General features: G+C 41.3%; 12 protein-coding genes. 8 read left to right on the forward strand and 4 right to left on the reverse strand.

What is annotated here, in order from left to right; translation table 11 throughout:
- Nucleotide 1: 1 nt before the first annotated feature.
- From B2107_RS09535 to B2107_RS09550, 4 genes are read right to left on the reverse strand one after another with little or no spacing between them, the layout of a single operon-like run.
- On the reverse strand, nucleotides 2–994 hold the full coding sequence (locus B2107_RS09535) for a DUF4466 family protein (protein WP_293955354.1): 993 nt from the start codon (nucleotides 992–994) through the stop codon (nucleotides 2–4).
- Nucleotides 995–1,002: 8 nt separating this feature from the next.
- The gene (locus B2107_RS09540; RefSeq protein ID WP_046676362.1) at nucleotides 1,003–1,398 is read right to left on the reverse strand and encodes a hypothetical protein; all 396 of its coding nucleotides are present in this window, start codon (nucleotides 1,396–1,398) and stop codon (nucleotides 1,003–1,005) included.
- Nucleotides 1,399–1,423: 25 nt separating this feature from the next.
- A complete protein-coding gene (locus tag B2107_RS09545) occupies nucleotides 1,424–3,256 on the reverse strand; it encodes a RagB/SusD family nutrient uptake outer membrane protein (protein WP_293955358.1) in 1,833 nt (610 codons plus the stop codon).
- Nucleotides 3,257–3,267: 11 nt separating this feature from the next.
- Nucleotides 3,268–6,453 (reverse strand): SusC/RagA family TonB-linked outer membrane protein, encoded by a 3,186-nt coding sequence (locus B2107_RS09550; protein ID WP_293955360.1) that lies wholly within the window; start codon nucleotides 6,451–6,453, stop codon nucleotides 3,268–3,270.
- 376 nt (nucleotides 6,454–6,829) lie between these two features.
- Here B2107_RS09550 and B2107_RS09555 point away from each other — a divergent pair, with 376 nt between their 5' ends.
- From B2107_RS09555 to B2107_RS09590, 8 genes are all read left to right on the forward strand, one after another.
- A complete protein-coding gene (locus tag B2107_RS09555; protein WP_293955362.1) occupies nucleotides 6,830–8,350 on the forward strand; it encodes a PQQ-dependent sugar dehydrogenase in 1,521 nt (506 codons plus the stop codon).
- A gap of 5 nt (nucleotides 8,351–8,355) precedes the next feature.
- Nucleotides 8,356–9,588 carry an Nramp family divalent metal transporter gene (locus tag B2107_RS09560; RefSeq protein ID WP_293955364.1) on the forward strand — a complete coding sequence of 411 codons (1,233 nt, stop codon included), beginning with the start codon at nucleotides 8,356–8,358 and terminating at the stop codon, nucleotides 9,586–9,588.
- Between the two features lie 7 nt (nucleotides 9,589–9,595).
- Nucleotides 9,596–10,618, forward strand: a complete 1,023-nt coding sequence (locus B2107_RS09565; RefSeq protein ID WP_293955366.1) for an NAD-dependent epimerase/dehydratase family protein — start codon at nucleotides 9,596–9,598, stop codon at nucleotides 10,616–10,618.
- Entirely contained in the window at nucleotides 10,618–11,679 is a 1,062-nt protein-coding gene (locus B2107_RS09570; protein ID WP_293955368.1) for a dihydrodipicolinate synthase family protein, read from the forward strand. The genes B2107_RS09565 and B2107_RS09570 overlap by 1 nt, the downstream gene beginning before the upstream one ends.
- A 268-nt stretch (nucleotides 11,680–11,947) precedes the next feature.
- Complete coding sequence (locus B2107_RS09575; protein ID WP_293955370.1) at nucleotides 11,948–13,141, forward strand: MFS transporter; 1,194 nt, start codon at nucleotides 11,948–11,950, stop codon at nucleotides 13,139–13,141.
- Nucleotides 13,142–13,557: 416 nt separating this feature from the next.
- Nucleotides 13,558–16,443: a helix-turn-helix and ligand-binding sensor domain-containing protein gene (locus B2107_RS09580; RefSeq protein ID WP_293955372.1), complete on the forward strand. Its 2,886-nt coding sequence runs from the start codon at nucleotides 13,558–13,560 to the stop codon at nucleotides 16,441–16,443.
- A gap of 266 nt (nucleotides 16,444–16,709) precedes the next feature.
- The gene (locus B2107_RS09585) at nucleotides 16,710–19,808 is read left to right on the forward strand and encodes a SusC/RagA family TonB-linked outer membrane protein (RefSeq protein WP_293955373.1); all 3,099 of its coding nucleotides are present in this window, start codon (nucleotides 16,710–16,712) and stop codon (nucleotides 19,806–19,808) included.
- A gap of 18 nt (nucleotides 19,809–19,826) precedes the next feature.
- Nucleotides 19,827–21,257, forward strand: a complete 1,431-nt coding sequence (locus B2107_RS09590; protein ID WP_293955375.1) for a RagB/SusD family nutrient uptake outer membrane protein — start codon at nucleotides 19,827–19,829, stop codon at nucleotides 21,255–21,257.
- Nucleotides 21,258–21,296 lie beyond the last annotated feature (39 nt).

The raw sequence follows: 21,296 nt of genomic DNA on the forward strand, positions 1-21,296 counted from the left end.
CTTATTTTACTTGCAGCCTTTTTACACTGATCTTCATTTCTTTCGTGGTATTATTGACGCTATTTACATATACATAAGCATTGTATTTGCCATCAGCCGTTTGTACCCATATCCCGGATTCAGCTTTTAGATTAATCGCAAAATCTGGCGCATCAACAAACGATTTATCTTTCAAATCCACATCGTCCACAAATACACTGTATTGCAATCGTGCCAGTTGCTGGTCGCGCACCGTCCAAGCCTTCACAATTTTCGTTTTATTTGTCAACCCTACAGGTAAGGTGAAGCTCGGCAAATAGCCAGCATCCGTCGTGGGAGCAACCAAAGAATGTGCATAAGTCACCGTTGGCAATGCCCGGTACAAATAGACCAAATCAATCTTATCCGGGTTTGCTGCCGCTTCGGTAGCAGTATACCATTTTAGGTCGGCCACAGAAAAAAAGCAGGCCGCGCCGTCTTTCCCGATCAAGTCCAAAGCCATATCCATATTACGAATCGCATAAGCTTCGGTCTTCAACGCAATTTCCTGCCCATTACTGGACCTCGCCCTGAACGTAAAAGTGACCGATTTACCTTTTGCTGCTGCCGGTATTTTGTAGCTATAACGCAGCGTTGAAGCGGAGGTATCTTTTGTAAATTTCACCTCCATGCTATTCCCATTTACTGTAGCAGGGTCGCCAACAACAACACCCACATCTGCCCCCGTACTACTGGTGTAATACGATTTGTTTTCAAGTACAGTACCCTCATCACCCGCAATACTGGCTTCTACAGAAATTGATGTAAGTTTCCCCTGATCCGGCAAAATCGCCGCAGCATAAGCAAAGTCCATGGTAGCCCCAACCACATTTGGCCCTAAAGAGCGCTTAATAATATCGTTTTGCAAACCATCTTTTGCTGTTGGAATTTCATAAGCCTCTTCTTTACAGGAACCGAACAACAAGAGCCCAAATCCGATGGACAACAGCCCTATTTTTAAATAATTTGTTTTCATCAGCTTACTTATTTTTGTACTGTCAAATAAACTTTATACGTCTTACGAACCTTTCTATTTCCAGACACGACAGTCCATTCACGTGGCGTATCCAAATTGGAAAAATCTTGTTTTCCTAAAATCTTAGGATCTAACACCGCATCGGTGACCAATGAAAATTGTGGGTATAGATTTTTCAAATCCGTACCAAAGAGCACCTCCACTTTTATGGTTTGCTCAACGGTATCCACCAACGCAGCTTTTGTACGTACCGTCTGAAAATCGGCGCCCAACAGTTCAAAACTACTGACATAACATTCCGACCTGGTCGTGATCAACAAACCATCCTCATCCATTGGATAATCATCCTTACAACCGGACAAGCTAACGAACAGCATACCGATTAAAAATAATGTATATTTCATTTTATTACAGTCAAGTGTTACCATATTATTTCCAAGGTATATTTTGTGTTAAATTCGGATTCCGCGAACGTTCTGTTTCCGGAATTTGATAGATATAACACTTTTGATAAGTCAATTCAGACTCATTGAAGAAAAAGCGTTCCCAATTATTTCCAAAACTATCCTGGAACCATTTTCCATCACCATAAGGTTTGCCAAACACTGTTTCCAGTTTACGCCATCTCCTCAAGTCAAATGCGCGCTGCCCTTCGCCAAACAACTCAACAATTCTTTCCTGCTCTATGGCATCGAAAAATGCATCACGAGACGAGGTTTTAGCTCCAGCAAGCGCAGGTAGGTTACCACGACGCCTAACCTTATTAACCAAATCAATTGCATCCGCCTGTGGACCACCAATCTCATTGGTTGCTTCAGCATACATCAGGTATACGTCAGCAATGCGCATCAAAGGCCAATTGTAATTTCCATCACTACGTGCCACACCACCATAATTGCGCACAAATTTACGCGATTGCAATCCCGAGAGATTTGTGGTATTATCGGTAAAGGAAGTTTTGTAGGAGACACCGTTAACCGTCACCGCAGCTCCCCAAGTTTTGTAGATAAAGGGAATATAACCTGTGGTCTCCGTAGGGCTCATACTCATAATCAATTCGTAATCCCACAACAAAGTCGCTTTCATGCGATAATCTCGATTACGGTACGACTCAGGGTTCACCGCTGAATTTGCCGTAGTACGTGCTGCAGGATTTTTAACCGGATCTAGCTGAGCCATCTTTGGCAAGAAATCTCCTGTAATGGTAGATTGGTAACGATCGGCCAATTCATAGCGCGGAATCGCCTGATTCTGTCCTAAAGACACCAATGGCCCCGTCCATACCCGCTGATATTCCTCACTTTGTTTTGTTCCCACACCGCCATGGGTAAGCACCATGACCATTTCCTCATCTTGGCTCAAGTTGCCGGTAGAAGGTATAAACATGTAGTAATAATTTGGGAGCACATCAGCCTTCCCCAATTCGCCCCATTGACCTGGATCACCATTTCTAAACATTTTGATGCCAAAATCATTGATTACACGTTTAAAATCCGCAGCGGCCGCAGTATATGCCGTTTTAGCCTCTGTAGCAGATTGTACAAATGCATCCAATTCGGGCCATCCATTTTTCTTCCACGCACCCCAATACAATTGAAACTTACCACGAAAGGCCAATGCAGCAGGCTTACCGGCACGACCAATTGCAGACCCCTTGTTGGGCAATTTGTCCACCGCATAGTTCAAATCAGCCATAATAGAATCTTTCAGCTGTGCAATAGGCATTCTCCGCACCGTATCAGCCTCTGCGGGAGCTGGTGCCGATTTATAAAAATAAGGCACATCACCCCACAGGGAAATCAATCTAAAGTATGCAATGGCGCGCAACAACTTGGCCTCCGCCACGATAGTTTCCAGGGTTTGTTTTACAGCATCAGTTTTTGCTACGGGCAACAAACGCGCATTGGTATTTTCGATCACAAAGTTAGAACTGAATATAGATCCATACAATGCTCTATACATTGCCGATGCACCGGAGCCATAATTCATCGGACTATTGACCGTTAATGAAATAGGCGCCGCACCAGTATTGTACATTTTAAGGAAATCTCCATGTCCATCGAAATGATAGTCGCGATCAAAACAAGGCCTAAATATGGAATAGTTCGCCATTAACGCAGCAAGCGCGTCATTTTCGTCCACCCAGAACGTTTCGGAGCTTGGCGTTGTTGTTGGATTCTGATTCAACAAATCTTTGCGACATGCGGACAAACCAAGAAGCAGCAAAGAAGAAATAAACAATATGTTATATATCGATTTCATAAGTTAATATATTATAAGTCAACATTCAGTCCAACCACAAAACTCTTCGTCATCGGATAAGCATCATTAGTATAGGTACTTTTCTCCGGATCTAAGCCTTTAAAACTTGTCAATACCGCTAAATTATCGACCGAACCAAATACACGTAACTTCTGGATGCCCAGCTTCATCAGTAATTCTTTCTTAAAAGTATAGCCAAGCTGCAGATTTTTCACCCTTAAATAAGACATGTTTTGCAGCCAAAATGTGCTCAAATACGCATTTGGACTCGTTGATCCTAATGTACTTGGAAGCAACTTAGGATAATCAGCATCGCGATTGTCCAGGCTCCACATATTATTCCACTGGTCCTCAGTAATAGCCTGATTTGCCGTTCCTAAAAAGTTCGAATTCGCTTTGTTCATCCAAAATTCCTTTCGTCCTGTGGCAGCCTGCAACAGGAAAGAAAAATCAAAACCTTTATAGTCCACCGAACCTCTGAATCCGTAATTCACCTTTGGTCTACCCAGTTGATAAGCTGGATATGCCACACGGTCATTCGCATCCAATTTGCCATCACCATTGACATCTTTCAACAAAATATCTCCCGGAGAAGCGCCCTGAGGAACAGCATTATAGACATCCTGCCAAGATTGAGCAATGCCCAACGATTCGAAAGCATAGATAAAATTATAAGGCATATCAATAAATACCGAACCTCTTTGCAACTGCTCATTCCAGGACAGCAGCTTGTTCTTGTTATACCCAACATTAAAGTTCAGCATGTAACCCACATCGCCCTTTCGGTCATTCCAGGTAACATTTGCTTCCAGCCCTTTATTCATCATATCACCAATATTACGTCGGGGGGCAGTGAATAAACCCGTCAGATGCATGGATACATCCGAAGGCCTGTTCATACCGATCGTCTTTCTTTCGTAATAATCCAGCTCCGCAGTCAGTTTATTTTTAAAGAATCCAAGATCCAAACCCAAATTAAACACACGTGTCTTTTCCCAGGTAAGGTCATAGTTGATCAGTTTCTTATTGATCAACCCTTTGACAACAGACCCTGTTCCTGTACTACTGTCAATCAAATAATAAGGACTAGAGACCAAAGATTGCTTCTGCTCATACAGTCCGACACCACTATTATTCCCCAAAGAACCATAAGAAGCTCTAAATTTGGCCGAACTCATCCTGATCTTTTCCTTGAATGCCGACATAAATACCTCGTCTGAAATCCGCCAGCCCACTGCCGCTGATGGAAAAAAGCCATATTGATCACCCGGCAAGAAACGTGATGAACCATCTACCCGGAAGTTCCCTTCAAACATATACTTTCCGAAGGCCGTATAATTTAATCGTCCAATATAAGAACGCAAACCTTCTGCCGATGATGATCCCGACACATTTTGCACGTCTTCAGAAGCGCCATCAATTTCATGTAAACTAGGATGCAAACGATCTAAGCGACTACCTGCCAAAACACGATTGTTCCAATATTCTTCTGAATACACGGCCAAAGCAGAGAAATCATGGTTAGCGCCAAACTTATGATCGTAACTCAATTTGAAGTTCAACTGGGTTTTGTAATTGTTTCGGTCTGTATTATATATCCCATCATTTGTCGGCACAAGATCCCGGATAGACAATCCCGTCCGGATGTTATATAATTTTGTCGGCATATCTGCCTTCCATTGAAAACGCGTATCATAATTTAGGGCATAATCCACTTTAGCCTCAAATCCTTTAAATGGCTTCCAGTTTAAATAACCATTCACCAAAGCCTGCTTTTGATTCATGTGGTTTTGGTTGCGCGTCATGTAATCTGCATAAATATTATTGGCCTGCGGACTTTCATTGTAAGACATTGCACCGCCATAAAAACCGGTAATAGGATCATAAGGCAATATACCTGCTGGTGAGGTAAACAGATCCATCCCACTTGTCGAGTTTGCAGTCATACCGTCTTCGTAGTTATAACGGTAATCGGACCAGTTTCCGGAGAACCGCACTCCAGCACCGATGGTGTTGGTTACTTTGGTTTCGAAGTTAAATGCAGCATTATAACGTTTAAAATCATTATTGATCTGTATCCCCTTCTCATCCAGCATACCGACAGACAAATAGTAATTATTATTTTCAGTTCCTCCATTAATGGAAACATTATAATTCCCACTTTGACCATTGCGGAGAATAACATCCCACCAATCGGTACTTGGATACAATCTCGGGTCGATCATACTTAAAGCCAACCATTCGTCGATGGTTCCATTCTTAAAATTGAATGCAGATGCGGCCGTATTATAGGCCTGTGCCCTTTGAGTAGCCGTCATTGCTTTTGCATAATTATTGACAAAATCAAAAGAGCGGGTAGGTTTCACCAGCGATTTGTTGGCACTAAAGGAAATAGCCGTCCTACTGTTTCTTTTACCAGACTTTGTCGTGATCAATACAACCCCATTGGCCGCTCTGGAACCGTATACTGCAGCGGAAGAAGCATCTTTTAGTACGGTCACACTTTCAATATCATTCACATTCACACGATTCATATTCACATCGGGCATTCCATCAACCACGATCAGCGGTCCAGCACTGTTGACTGTCCCCAATCCCCGAATCAAAAGATCCGCTGCATTATTTCCGGCCATTCCGGAGTTTTGACTTACGGCCAAACCAGGAATAACACCTTGCAATGCCTGCGAGGCATTGGAAAGGCCCCGACTCGAGGTCGATTGATCAAAATTAACACTGGCCACAGCACCAGTCAAGTTGCCTTTTTTCTGCTTACCATACCCCACCACAACCACTTCATCCAGTGCATTTTCGCTCGCATCAAGCACCAAAGCCTGCACATCTTTCCCCGACACCACTTTTGTATTAAAACCGATTAACCGAAATTGAATCTGATCGGAAACGGAACCCGTTAATTTAAAACGACCTTCTTGATCCGTAACGGTAACAGTTGCATTTTTAAGGTTACGCACTTCTACACCGGACAGTGGCTGCCCTTTGGCGTCCAGCACCTGCCCGACAAGCTGCTGCTGAAATTTAGCTAAACCCGACGAAGGGTTTAAAACTTCCGAGATCGGAATCTTTCCATTGTTAAGGGAAGAAGGTGCATTTGCCAATGCAGCCATCGAAATAAAAGGTAGTCCCAACAAAAGGCAACTCCTGTTTACTACATCCCGGATTTTAATCTGCTTTAGTATCATGAATACTCAGGTTAAAGTGGTTAAATAAATGATTTATAAGCTCTTTAGTTTATTGGTGTTTTTTCAGGAAACATAACGCTCGACCCTAATATGGTCTAAATTGTATTTCCATCGTTATCATAGCGAATACAATAATATATATTTTTTGTATACAATTCAATATTTTTTTTACTTTTTTACAAAAATAGGCTGGCTAATAGGCTCGTGACAATTCCACGACACCGCTCTTTTAGCTGTGTAATTATAAACTAAATCGTATTTACTGTAGACTGATAAAGTATTTTTGTATACAATTTTAATTATTTTTTGTATATTTATTTTTATTCAACTACATTTGACTAACCAAATAAATCAAAGGAATAACCGTAGATCCTATATGAAAAAACAAACCTATATTTGGCTTGTATCGCTGATCCCGCTACTATCCTCCTGTTCTTCCGAAACGGAAAGAGAACGTAAGCCAATAAATAACATCCAACTGGAGCACAGCATACTATCGCTAACAAAAGAAGCTACAAAACTCCATGTGCCATGGGATTTACAATATGACCGGATCAACGATGCCATTCTGTTTTCTGAAATCGGAGGAAGTATACGAAGACTGGATACAAAAACAAAAGCTGTTACTTTAGTGGACAGCCTGACCGATGTATACCATCAGCGCACCCTGGGACTCTTGGGAATGGCGCTCTATCAGCCGGAACAGCAGCAAGCCTATCTTTACCTTTCTTACACAAGCAAAAAGGACAGTCTCATTTTCTCCAATTTATATCGTTACGATTATAATACGGCAGGCAAGTTGTCAAACCCAAAATTGCTTTTACAGATTCCTGGAAACACCGGACACAACGGTTCGAGGGTTATTGTTTCGACAGACAAAAAAGTATATTGGGCTACAGGAGATGCAGCAAGTGATACCTTTGCGCAAGACAGCACCTCATTAAATGGCAAAATCTTACGCCTCAATCTCGACGGGAGCATCCCAAAAGACAATCCAATTGCAAACAGCTATGTCTATGCATGGGGATTTCGGAACATGCAGGGACTTACCCATGATGCAAAAGGCTTAATTTACACGTCCGAACATGGCGATGCCATCGAGGATGAAATCAACCTGATCCAACCCCTAAAAAATTATGGCTGGCCGCAGATCGAAGGTATGATTGACACGGAAAAGGAAAAAGCTATTGCCAAAAACTCCCCAAGACAGGAGCCCATTAAATCGTGGACTCCAGTCGTTGCACCATCCGGAATGGCGTATTACAGTTCAAATGTTATCCCTGAATGGCAACATAGTCTATTGCTCGCGACTTTAAAAAATCAGTCTTTACGTATCCTAAAATTATCCGCCGATGGTCAACAGATCGTCGATGAGAAGATCCTATTCAAAGATCAACTTGGCCGGCTAAGATCGGTATTAACCTTACCCAATGGAGACATTTATTTCTGTTCGAGCAACCGTGACTGGAATCCGCAAAAGGGATTTCCAAAACCCGATGACGATGTTATCTACCGTCTCCGTATTACCGATAAAGCATCTGCACCAATGATTAAACCCCTTGCAGCCAACACGGCCAACTCCCCTGCCAAAAGTGGTCAGGCATTATATGAAGCCTATTGCACATCTTGTCATAAAGCAGATGGAAAGGGACTTACAAATACCTTTCCCCCATTAGCCAATTCATCTCTTGTCAAAGGCGACCCAGCACCGCTATTACAGGTTATCCTCCATGGACTGAAAGACAAAACAATAAACAACGTCAAATACGAAAGTGCAATGCCATCTTTTTCATTCCTGAAAAATGAAGAGGTCATTGAAATCACCAATTATATCCGCACACACTTTGGAAATTCTGCACCTAAAATCAACCAACAGCATTTAACCTCATTACGATAAATCTCATGGAAAATAACCTCGAGCCAAAACCCTCTTTATTGAAAAGTTGGCTATCCATCTTGGGGCCCGGCATCATTACCGCCGCCCTGGTTTTCGGGCCCAGCAAAATGACCATCACATCAAAAATGGGTGCAGATTATGGCTTCTCTCTATTATGGGTTGTCGTCGTCGCCATCTTTTTTATGATGGTTTTCACCAATATGGCGGCACGTATCGGTATCGCGAGAGACGAATCTTTACTTGTTTTAATTCGCCAGAAATTTGGTAAAACAACATCCATCATCATTGGCCTCGGAATCTTCCTCGTTGCAACCTGTTTTCAATCGGGGAATGCGATAGGTGTCTCTATTTCCGTTTCGGAAGCAACGGGGACAAACCCCAAAATATGGATCATCGTTTTTAATGTCATCGGTATCCTACTGTTGTTCTTTAAATCTTTCTACGCGCTATTGGAAAAGCTTATGCTTGGACTTATCATCCTGATGTTATTTGCTTTTCTTTCTACAGCCATTATGATAAAGACACCCGCACAGGACTTTTTCTTAGGTTTTATTCCCAGCATCCCACCTTCATCAGTAGGTTTGATCATCGCTTTTACGGCTTCTTGCTTTTCGATTGTGGGCGCATTTTATCAAAGTTATCTTGTTCAATCAAGAAGAAAATTATCGGCCAACAAACAGCGTACTGAACGACAGATAATCGGTAGCCGAATAGGTATTATTATTCTTGGCATCATGAGTGCAGCCGTTATGGTCTGTGCGGCAAATACGCTTCATCCCCAAGGGATCAAGTTAAATTCTGCCGCTGAGATGGGCCGTGCACTGGAACCGCTTTTGGGAACCTATGCTTCACACCTCTTTTTTATCGGTCTCTTCGGTGCCTCCTTTTCCTCTTTGATCGGCAATGCCGTATTAGGCGGATCCTTACTGGGCGACACCTTTGGCTTCGGCAACGATCTCAATCACCCTAAAGTGAAACTCTTTATTTCTTTGGTCATGATTTTTGGATCTGCCATCGCGCTTATCTTCGGAAACCTTCCCTTGGAGCTTATTGTTTTTGCGCAAAGCATCACCATTTTTTTAGTTCCCTTTATTGGTATCATCCTCTTTCTGATCGCGAACGACAAAGAAATTATGGGCACGCTCAGAAACAGCCCCTTAACGCGATTATGGGCTATACTCGGACTCATATTACTCGTTTTTCTTGCTTTTAGTAATCTCTATAATTTAATCAAATAATTCAGACATGGACCATAACAATTTAGCGGAATTGGAACAGCAGCTGCTTGCACCATCATTAGATCTAATTGAAGATATAAAAAAGATACAAGGTGATATTCTTTTCCTAGGTATTGGCGGAAAAATGGGGCCAAGCATGGCAAAACTAGCCATGCGGGCTATTCAAGCTGCAGGAATAGACAAAAAGGTCATTGGTGTCTCGCGTTTTTCAACCAAGGAACTTCAACAGGAACTGGAGGATCTAGGCATAAAGACAATCGCCTGTGACCTATTGAATGAGGAAGAACTCAAAAAGATCCCGCAGATTCCGAACGTCATTTACCTCGCAGGACATAAATTCGGCACCACAGGAAATGAAGATTTTACCTGGGCGATGAATACCTATCTTCCCGGAATGGTGGCTTCTCATTTTCAAGATTCCAACATTGTTGCTTTTTCTTCGGGTAACGTACTTCCATTTGTACCGATAAGCAATGGCGGCGTTTCTGAGGAAAGAACTCCGGAGCCTGTCGGCGAATACGCGCAATCCTGTTTGGGAAGAGAGCGTATATTCGAGTATTTTTCGAAGAAAAACGGTACACCTACCCTGATCTACCGATTGAATTATGCGGTGGATTTTCGCTACGGTGTGCTCGTAGAAATTGCCAAATCGGTCAAAGGGCAGCTCCCAATAGATTTGACAACCGAAAACGTCAACGTCATCTGGCAGGGAGATGCTAACGAAATTGCCTTAAGATCATTACTGCACTGTCAGTCTCCAGCCAAAATACTGAATGTCACGGGACCGGAAATCCTTTCTACACGATGGATCGCAGAGCGTTTTGCTGAGCATTTCAGCACAAGGCCGATATTTGTAAATGAACCCGCCGGAACCGCTTTACTCAACAATGCGTCCGAATGCCATCGTTTATTTGGCTATCCGAAAACAACCATACGCGAAGCGATAGACATTACTGCCAAATGGTTGACCCAAGGCGGCGAACTATGGAATAAGGACACGCATTTTCAAGAACGAAAAGGAAAATTCTAATGAAAACTTTAGACAACAAATTACAACAGTTGCTTTGGGAAGGAACGGTTATTCCGGCACACCCCCTTGCCTTAAATGAGGACCGCAACATTGACGAGACGCATCAACGGCTCCTGACGCAATATTACATAGCCAGTGGAGCCGGTGGAATCGCCGTAGCTGTACATTCAACCCAATTTGAAATCCGTGACCCCGAGATCAACCTTTTTGAAACCGTATTGAGATGGGCTAGCGAAGAAGTCGAGAAAGCGGCACTCCAACGACCATTTATCAAAATTGCGGGCATCTGCGGTGCCACAGAACAAGCTGAACAGGAGGCAACGACTGCACTTAAATACGGTTATGATATTGGACTTTTGAGTATGGGCGGCCTGCAGAGCTGGACTGAAAATGCCATATTAGATCGAGTCAGAGCAATAGCAGCCATTATTCCTGTCTTTGGATTCTATCTTCAACCCGCCGTTGGTGGCCGTATTTTCTCCTATTCCTTTTGGCAGCAGTTTGCCGAAATCGACAACGTTGTCGCTATCAAATGTGCGTCGTTCAACCGCTACCAAACATTAGACGTTATGCGTGCTATAGCCAACTCCAGCCGACGAGATCAAATTGCTATGTACACGGGCAATGATGACAATATTGTCAACGATCTGATGAGCGTGTATAATTTCCCCGTAGCGGGAGAAAACGTCGCCATAGAATTTAAAGGTGGACTATTAGGCCACTGGGCTGTTTGGACCGCAAAAGCTGTTGAACTCCTTCAGGAAATAAAAACATACAAACAGGACCCCAATAACCTCCATGCAAGTCATCTCCTGAGCAAAGCGATTGCTGTAACAGACAGCAATGCAGCTTTTTTTGACCCAGCAAATGCATTCCATGGCTGTATACCAGGCTTACATGAGGTGCTCCGCAGACAAGGCCTGATGAAAGGGACCTGGTGCCTAAACCCCAACGAAAATCTATCCATCGGACAGCAAGAAGAAATAGACCGTGTATATAAAGACTACCCAGACTTAAACGACGATGAATTTGTCAAGGAATTTTTAAAATTGAGATCCTAATAGGTTAATCTCTTCAAAAGGTCCCATTGCCCCAGGCTCGTCACGATTGCCAGAGCAATGGGCCTTTTCTTTTACCTGCTATTCTTATTTGACGAATCAATGACCAAGCAAGGAAAATAGTGGATAGAACGAAAGGTTTGCTTTTTATAACTTTGCGTCATGAAATTTTTGAAAATAGCATTAACCTCCAGCCTTCCGTGACAAGCCTGCTATTCAAGGCAGCGTGAACGTCCACAGCGACGGAAAATAAATAAAAATTTTATAAAGGATGGAAAAAAACACTACCCCACAACAGTCGCTTATACCGACGATACTTGCATTTGCACTTGTTCCGATTACTGGGCTTGCCACAGATATTTATCTTCCTTCAATGCCACAAATGGCGCAGGAACTTGGCTTAAATGAAAGCAAGATCCAATTGACGCTTTCGCTTTTTCTAATTAGTTATGGTGTCGCTCAATTCTTCACAGGAGCTTTGGTGGATGCCTGGGGAAGGTATCGCATAAACCTCATTTCACTTTTTCTTTTTATTATCAGTTTTTGGGTCACGGCACACACGCAGGATATCTGGGTTATCTACCTAATGCGGATTTTACAGGGAATTTTATCGGCATTTGTTGTCATCTCCAAAAGAGCCTATTTTGTGGATGTCTACGACGGTGAGCAGCGTAAGCACTACCTGAGTATCATGACCATCGTCTGGTCGATCGGACCGATTGTGGCACCATTTATCGGTGGTTATCTCCAAACACAATTTGGCTGGCGTTCTAACTTTATGGTCCTGGCCGCCTATAGTGCTGTACTCTTTGTACTTGAACTGATCTTTTCCAGCGAAACAATCAGACAGAAAAAGCCCCTTCACATCGATTATTTGATTAGCGAGTTTAAAATGATGCTAAAAAGCACCGATTTTACCTTCGGCATATTCATGTGCGGCATATCCTATGGCCTGGTTATGTTTTACAATCTCAGTGGCCCCTTCTTTATTGAGCATCAACTGGGATATAGCGCGATTACCACTGGCTACACCTCCCTTATTATGGGTTTAGCCTGGATGTGTGGTGGATTTATTGGAAAAGCATTGATCAAAAAGGCATTGATACCCAAACTGAGAATTGCAAACTTTATTCAAATATTGCTTATCATAGGCATGCTGATCGTTTCACTTTATAAAGCGAATTTATACACGCTTACGTTCTTTGCATTTGCGGTACACTGTACTGCCGGATTCGTTTTTAACAATTATTTCAGCTATTGTTTGGGACGATTTCCATTGTCGGCCGGTATTGCCGGAGGGTTAGTAGGCGGAATAACCTACCTGCTCACATCTTCACTCAGCTATCTTACCGTGAGTCTGGTAAACCCTACAACTCAATTTCAGATTGGATTAGGATATGGCATATTTTCCATATTGGGTTTGATCATTTTATATGTGATCAATAAGCTCGTCAAGAGCAGCTAGTTGTTGATTGAGTCTTGCACAAAAAAACACCACTCAACTGTAGTCGTTTGGCTACAAAAATGCACATACGAGATAAATTGCTTTTAACTTAGTATCAAAAACAACTATATTTGTATCATCATAATTTAGGTTTATAATTGGTTATTTAAGGTTTTCATTCTCCCCGTTTGAAAACCTTTTTTTATCCTATTTTTTTTGTCTACCGGATAGCACTTGTTCTGGTCTTTTGTGCCGCACCCTAGCTATCAAAAATCAAAGTATCGAATGAAATACGTAGAATCAACCAAATGATGTTTTTGCTCCAATAAAATGGATGCCGTAAGGACCTTTCAACGTGCTATACAAGCTCGGAGATTACCAATTTTCCAATAAAATCGATATATTGTACCCCAAATCAATTTTAAGTGAGGGAGTCGATGACAATAAAAAAATATAGGAGCGTCTATATCTTTTGGTTTTGCACCATTTTATTTATTTTTCCAAACTGCAGCTATTGCCAGACCATCATACCTACAGGTACACCTTTTGTAAAACAATTCAAAAAAGACCAATACAAGGCTGGAAATCAAAACTGGTCCTTGGCAGTAGATAAAGATGGTCGTATCTATAGTGCAAATACTGAAGGTCTATTACAATTTGACGGACAGTATTGGCGTATCTTTCCGCTTCCAAATCATTCCACCGTCCGAAGTGTTTCGATCGGTAAAGATGGGAAGATTTATACCGGTGGCAGAGGAGAATTTGGTTATTGGACTGCTAAGCCTTTTGGAAACTTGACTTATCATAGTCTTTCGAAGCTTGTACGTGACAAGACCTATTTTCCAAACGAAGAAATCTGGAAAATCATTGTAGAAGACCAACGCGTATTTTTCCATACCTTTTCCAAATCATATATTTGGGAAAAAAATACGATAAGACAGTTAACGGCAGAAGGAGAACCTTTTTTATTTCCGCATCAGCTTAATGACCAGTTGTTTTTCGAACAACTACCAAGTGGTCTGCATGAATATAGACAGGGTAAATTGATTCCAATCAAAGGAAAAGACGTCTTAAGAGATAAAAATGTACTCGCCCTATTGCCTTTCGACACAAATACTTCGCTCATTGCCACCGCAAGAAATGGCCTTTATCTGATGAAAGCGGACGGAAGTATCGAACCTTGGTCTGTTCCTGCAAATCAGCTATTGAGCCAATCACAGGTAAATAATGGCATCTACCTCTATGATGGACAATATGCTTTTGGAACCATCCAGAACGGCGTTATCATCATCAACAAAAATGGCAAAGTCATTCAACACATCAATAAAAACAATGGTCTGCAAAACAATACGGTGCTCAGTATCGTAAAAGACAACCAAAAGAACATCTGGGTAGGGCTGGATAATGGTATCGATCGTATTGAAATCAATTCCCCTATTTCATTTTATACAGATTTTATTGGAAAAATTGGAACGGTCTATACATCTATTATCTATCAGGGAAAAATCTACCTGGGCACCAATAAAGGATTATTTTCCAGTGAATGGAAGGGATTGAACAATTACAATGCATTAAACTTTTCTCAGGTTCCAAATTCAAATGGCCAGGTTTGGACGTTAGCATTATTCGGTGATGAACTCATCTGTGGCCACAACGATGGGACCTTTAAGCTACTAGACGGCCGTCTGGAAAAGATTTCACAGATCACTGGCGGGTGGATTTTCAAACCTATATTTGGCACGAGAAATATCCTCCAAGGAAATTATACTGGTCTCTCAAAATTTACCTTCGATGGTATGCACTTACAATTTGTGCAGCAATTTGAGGGTATTAAGGAGCCCGTTCGATTTTTAGCCCAAAAAGATACTCATTCCTTTTGGATTGGAGACTGGGGACAACTACAACTTATCGGATTTGACCCAAGTTTCCAACAGGCAAATATATTATTCTCCTCCAAACAGGACAGTGTTGCCTCGAAGAGACAATTTAAAGGCGTTTATACGTTAGAAAATAATCTTGTATTCGCCACTGACAGCGGATTCCTTCAATTCGACAATATCGTAAAGCGATTCAGTTATGCAAATGAATTGAACGCCGCATTAGGTACCTATAAAAACTCCAATAAGATCATACCGATCAACACAAACAGTTATTGGTTGATTCAGAAGACTAAAATTGCCAAAGTAGATTTTGATAGCAAGGGTAAGTTACACATTGACTCCAACCTATTAAGTCCACTACAGGACCGAATGATGAATAATTATGAAAACATCCTTCCTATTGAAAATCAATACTACCTCATCGGTCTAGATGATGGCTTTGCGATCTATCGACATACAGATAAATCACAAAAACATAGCTTGCCACTTCCGCAAATAGCGCAGCTCATCAACTTGACCACCGGACAGGCTATCTTTCCAGATTCAACGTTTAAATTATCGCCTACAGACAATAACCTGAGAATTAGCTTTTCGAGCCCCTATTATTCATCTTCACCACTTCAATATCAATATTATCTGGAGGGATACTCAGACAATTGGTCTGAATGGAGTGAGACGGCCTACCAGGATTTCACCAATCTGCCCTATGGAAAATTCCAAATTAAAATAAGGGCAAAAAATAATATGGGGATGGTTTCTGAAATCCAATCATACTCCTTTACCATTCAGCACCCTTGGTATCTATCCTGGTGGGCAAAGGCTTTGTACACGCTTGCCATTTTAATACTGCTATATTTTGCCTATATCTTTAATGTTCAACGTGAGCGTAGGCGTCAGTTTCAAATACGGCGAAAATGGCTCGAAGAAAAAAAGATTGCTTTGGAACGCGAAGCTGAAAAAAAGGAAAAGGACTGGATCAAACTGAAAAACCAGCAATTGGAAGACCAGCTTCAATTAAAAAACAAAGAATTGGCGAATGCAGCCCTCAATATCGTCTACAAAAATGAGATGTTGAACAACTTGCATGACGAACTTAAACAGCTTAAAGATGCGGATGGAAACAAATTGAGTTCGGATGAGCTGAAAAAAATCAATAAGCTCATAGATGATGCCCATAATGACGACCGTGACTGGCATATATTTGAAAGAAGTTTTAATGAATCGCATGAAAACTTCTTCAAGAAATTGAAGCAAGAATTTCCTGATCTAGTCCCCAATGATCTTAAGCTATGCGCCTATTTACGGCTCAATATGTCCAGTAAGGAAATCGCTTCGCTGCTCAACATTAGTACGCGCGGGGTCGAGATCAGACGCTATAGATTACGCAAAAAACTAGGACTTCCAACAGACAAGAACCTATCTGAATTTCTGTTAGAACGTTAAATTCCCCTTGCAAACACTACATCATTACCACACACACTCTTTAGTGTACAAAACACACTAAAGAGCGCATTATCTGCTCAAAGAAATTGATTTAAATAACTGACTATCAAAAATATAAGATACACATGAAATACATTTGAGCAGGCGGAATTTTCGTGTAGTAGTGATGTGCAAATGTTAAATTTTGGGAAAGTTGTACTACATCAACATATTTGCCTCAGGGAAATAACCAACTGTATTTTAAACAAACACCAAAAATTTACGATATGAGGAATCTATCCGCATTATTTTTGACTTCCATGGTCGTCTCTGTTGCCTATGGACAAACTTCTATACAAGGAGTGGTCAAAGATGGCTCAAGCATGATATCCATGCCTGGCGTAACCATTAGTATTAAAGGGAAAGCTGTATCTACGAAAACCGACGCAACGGGGAAATTTCAGATTAATGCCGCTCCTACCGATTCGTTAGTCTTTAACTTTATTGGTTATCGCAAACAAACTGTATACATTGGCAACCAAACACAGCTGAATGTATTTTTAGAAAATGAGAATCGAGCATTGGAAGAGGTTGTGGTTATCGGTTACGGTACACAAAAGAAAGCCGATCTAACCGGATCGATCAGTTCATTGAAATCGTCCGATATCACCAAGCAACCGGCCATGTCAGCCATGCAATCCATACAGGGTAAAGCTGCCGGTATCAATATCATTGCCAACGAAGCTCCGGGATCGTCACCCAACGTCGTTATTAGAGGTCTAGGTACAGCGCTTGGAGGTAGAAATCCACTCTATATTGTGGACGGTATTGCGCAAACCGATATCAACAATATCAATCCTTCTGACATTGAGTCGATGGATGTATTGAAGGATGCTTCATCAGCTTCAATTTACGGTCTTCGCGCTGCAAATGGGGTTATTATCGTGACCACGAAGAAAGGTAAAACTGGAACGACAAATATCAACTATGAAAGCTACGCAGGAATGAAGAAGATTCTTAACCGCGTTAAGATGGCTAATGCCGGACAGTTTACAACCTATGCAAATGAATTTTTAGTATCTACTAACGGCAAATATACGTTAGCTAAAAATCAAGCTAATGATACAGATTGGTACGATGAAATATTAAAAACGGGAACAGTTTTTAATAACGCTGTCAATATATCAGGTGGAAACGAGAAAATAGATTATTTTCTATCTGCAAATAATTACACGGAAAATGGCATACTTGACGGATCAAAGTTTATACGGAACACGATCCGCAATAACAATGTCTACAAGTTATTCAACAATCGTCTTAAATTTAGCCAAAACGTCAATTTAACATTGACCAAAGCAACACCTAAACCCTATAGCGCATTTACTACAGCTTATAGACAATCTCCATTGGTACCTGTCATGTATGACAATGGTCGGTATGGCACGAACAGTGTCAATACAACGACGGGGATAGTTGGACTGGAAACAGCTCCAGGCGAAAGTCTTGGGAATTTAAACTCGCAAGGCAACCCAGTCTATGAAGTACTTCGTCAAAATCAATTGACAAACACATTGCGTTTGCAAGGAAGTTTTGAAGGAGAATTCAAAATAACCGATTATTTAAAAGTCAACTCACGTATTGGCGGAAATAAATTCTATTCAAAAGATCGGAATTTTGTCAACATCAAACAAAACTACCTAAATGCCAACCCATTAAAATCGGAAGCCGACTTCTATGCGGAAAAAGAAAAAGGTGGTAAAGGAAATGTCGCTTTTGCAAATAATAGTCTTAAGTATGAAAATCTGGAGCAGTTCAGATGGTCTTGGGAAAACTTCTTAACATTTAATAAGAGTTTTGATAAACACCACATAGAAGCTGTATTAGGTATGTCTCGTGAAAAATACGACATCAATAGTATGAATAGCCAAATGGGCTATAGTGTACCTTCTCAAGAACAATATTGGAATATTGATTTAGCGTCAGATGAATATCAATTGATCTCTCGACAAACTTACTATACGCCCAGAGCATTAGCATCCTACTTTGGTCGGGTACAATATAACTACGATAGCCGTTACTACTTTACTGGAACAGTGCGCCGCGACGGATCAAGCGTTTTTAAAAATACGGGGAAATATTGGGGAACCTTTCCTTCTTTAGGTTTTGGGTGGAATGTTTCTAATGAAGAATTTATGAAAGATGCATCTTGGATAAATTTATTAAAACTTAGAGGTAACTGGGGTAAATTAGGAAACCAAGATATTCCACTAAATGTCTCCACAATTATGAATAGCCCTGGTGCTTCGACTTACAATTATGTTTTTGGTCCGGAGCAGGATCTGGTTTATGGCAGTGCATATGGAACTCCAGCTGTAGATGTTTCTTGGGAAGTAACCCGTGAAACAGGTGCAGGCATCGATTTCGCTTTCCTCAACAACAACTTATCGGGATCTATTGATTACTACCATAAGCTAAATACAAACACGATTTTAAATGTAACCCCTACATTAACTTCTCCTTCCGAGCAGAACTTCTATGCCCACGGTGCCAAAGTCGTCAATCAGGGAGTCGAAGTTGTACTCAATTGGAACAAGAGCATTAGTCCTGATTTTAGCTATTCCTTCGGTGTAAATTATTCATACAATAAAAACAAAGTAACAGAAGTGCTGCCTGCTTATGATGGTGCAACAGGAGGAAGTCTAAATAACGGAGAAATAACCAAACAACTCCGTGTTGGTCAGCCCATTTATGGTTGGTGGATGTTTGAATCTATCGGTGTTTTCCAAGATGCCAATGACATTGCTTCAAATCCATCATTCGGTGTAGCAAAACCCGGTTATTTAAAATTTAAAGACCAAAATAATGACGGGGTAATTGATTCGAGAGATAAAAAGTTCTTTGGATCATTCTTGCCTACATCTACTTACGGAATCAACTTAGGCATCAACTACAAAATGATAGACTTTAATGTATCAGGATATGGTGTCGCTGGCAATAAAGTTTATAACGGCCTTAAAAGTGTTAGACAGGATGCTGGAGAAAATATCACCTTGGAAACATTTGAAAACCGCTGGACGGGTGCAGGTTCAACCAATGTACATCCAGGTGCTGAGCATGCCTATTGGGCATCAAGCTATTATTTAGAGTCTGGTAGCTATTTCCGTATTAATAATATTACGCTAGGCTACACGTTCCGTAATCTCTATAGTTCGAAATCTAATTTACGATTATATGTAACGGCTCAAAATCCATTTATGTTTACGAAGTATAGTGGCTTTTCGCCAGAATTGGCCGGTGATGGCAGTCCCAACTTAACTTCTGGAATAGAACTTTCAGCCTATCCAACTACCCGTAATTTCCTTTTTGGACTCAACATGCAGTTTTAAATTTTAAATTCGAACAAAATGAAAATTAACAAACTCTATATAGCAATTCTCCTCAGCGCAGGTATTACACTACAAGGGTGTAAAGACAATAGCTTTCTCGATGTACCATCAAGAGAAAATGTAGAAGCTAATGATAGTGAACAAGTATTTACCCCAGAGCAATTTGTCAACGGAGTATATGGTATGTTTACTTCCTGGGATTATTCCTTCTCCTATATTGGTATCACAGATATGATATCGGACAATGCCGATAAAGGGAGCTCAGCAACTGACAATGGTGGCGACAAAGCCGATCTCGACAATTTGACCTATACCACCACTACCGGTTCATTTAAATCGATGTGGACCCATTGGTACAAGTCTATAGGAAGAGCGACCCAGGCAATTGAATACACAGAAAAATTTGGCTTGACTGACGCGGTATACAAAAATAGATTAATTGCCGAAGCACGTTTTTTAAGAGCTTTAAACTATTTTTATCTTGTGCGCGGATGGGGCGACGTTCCTATCCAAGATCGTGATTTGATCAAAAGAGAGCCCGCAGCTGAAGTGTATGCCTATATTGAGGCTGATCTTCAATTTGCAATAGATAACTTACCCGTAAAAGCTGCTTATGCAGCAAAAGACTTAGGCAGGGCAACTAAAGGTGCTGCACAAGGATTATTATCCAAAGTATATCTATATCAGAATAAATGGCAGCAAGCAGCGGATATGGCAAAAACTTTAATAAACTCAGGTGGCTACAGTCTAGAATCAGATTATGCTAAAATTTGGAGACTAGAAGGGGAAAATGGTCCTGAATCATTATTTGAGTGGCAAGCTAGAGGTACATCGATCGCACTAGGTGTGAAACAATATAGTCAAGTACAAGCCCCCCGTGGTGGTTTGGTAAGACTTGGCTGGGGTTTCAATACACCGAGTCAGAATTTGCTCGAGGCTTTCAACGCTGAAAAGGACAATATTCGTCGCGATGCAACGATTATTTTCAGAAATTCCACTTTGTATGATGGTCGTGTAATTGATGCCGGCGTAGAAAATGCTATGTACAATATGAAAGCCTACTCATCAGCGAATGGTGGAGCAGAATACACAGATAAAAATGTACGTTACCTTCGTCTGGGCGAAATTTACCTTATCCTTGCTGAGGCTGCGAATGAACTAGGAAATAACAGTGAAGCACTAACAGCGTTAAACACTGTTCGTACTCGAGTGAAACTGCCTAATGTAACAACAACAGACCAGGCACAGCTCCGTCAATTGATCTGGAAAGAAAGACGCCTTGAATTGGCATTTGAGCACGACCGCTGGTTTGATCTCATTCGTACAAAACAGGCTAAAGCCGCGATGGCAGCCAATGGAAAATCGTTTCAGGAGAAAATGATGCTTTTCCCTATTCCGGAAGATCAACGCATCCAAACTCCAGAAATGTCTCAGAATACCGGTTGGTAATCATATAAAGTAAAAGTAACTCCGTTCAAACGGCCAAAG

Source organism: Sphingobacterium sp. UBA7855 (genome assembly GCA_002500745.1).
Classification (GTDB): domain Bacteria; phylum Bacteroidota; class Bacteroidia; order Sphingobacteriales; family Sphingobacteriaceae; genus Sphingobacterium.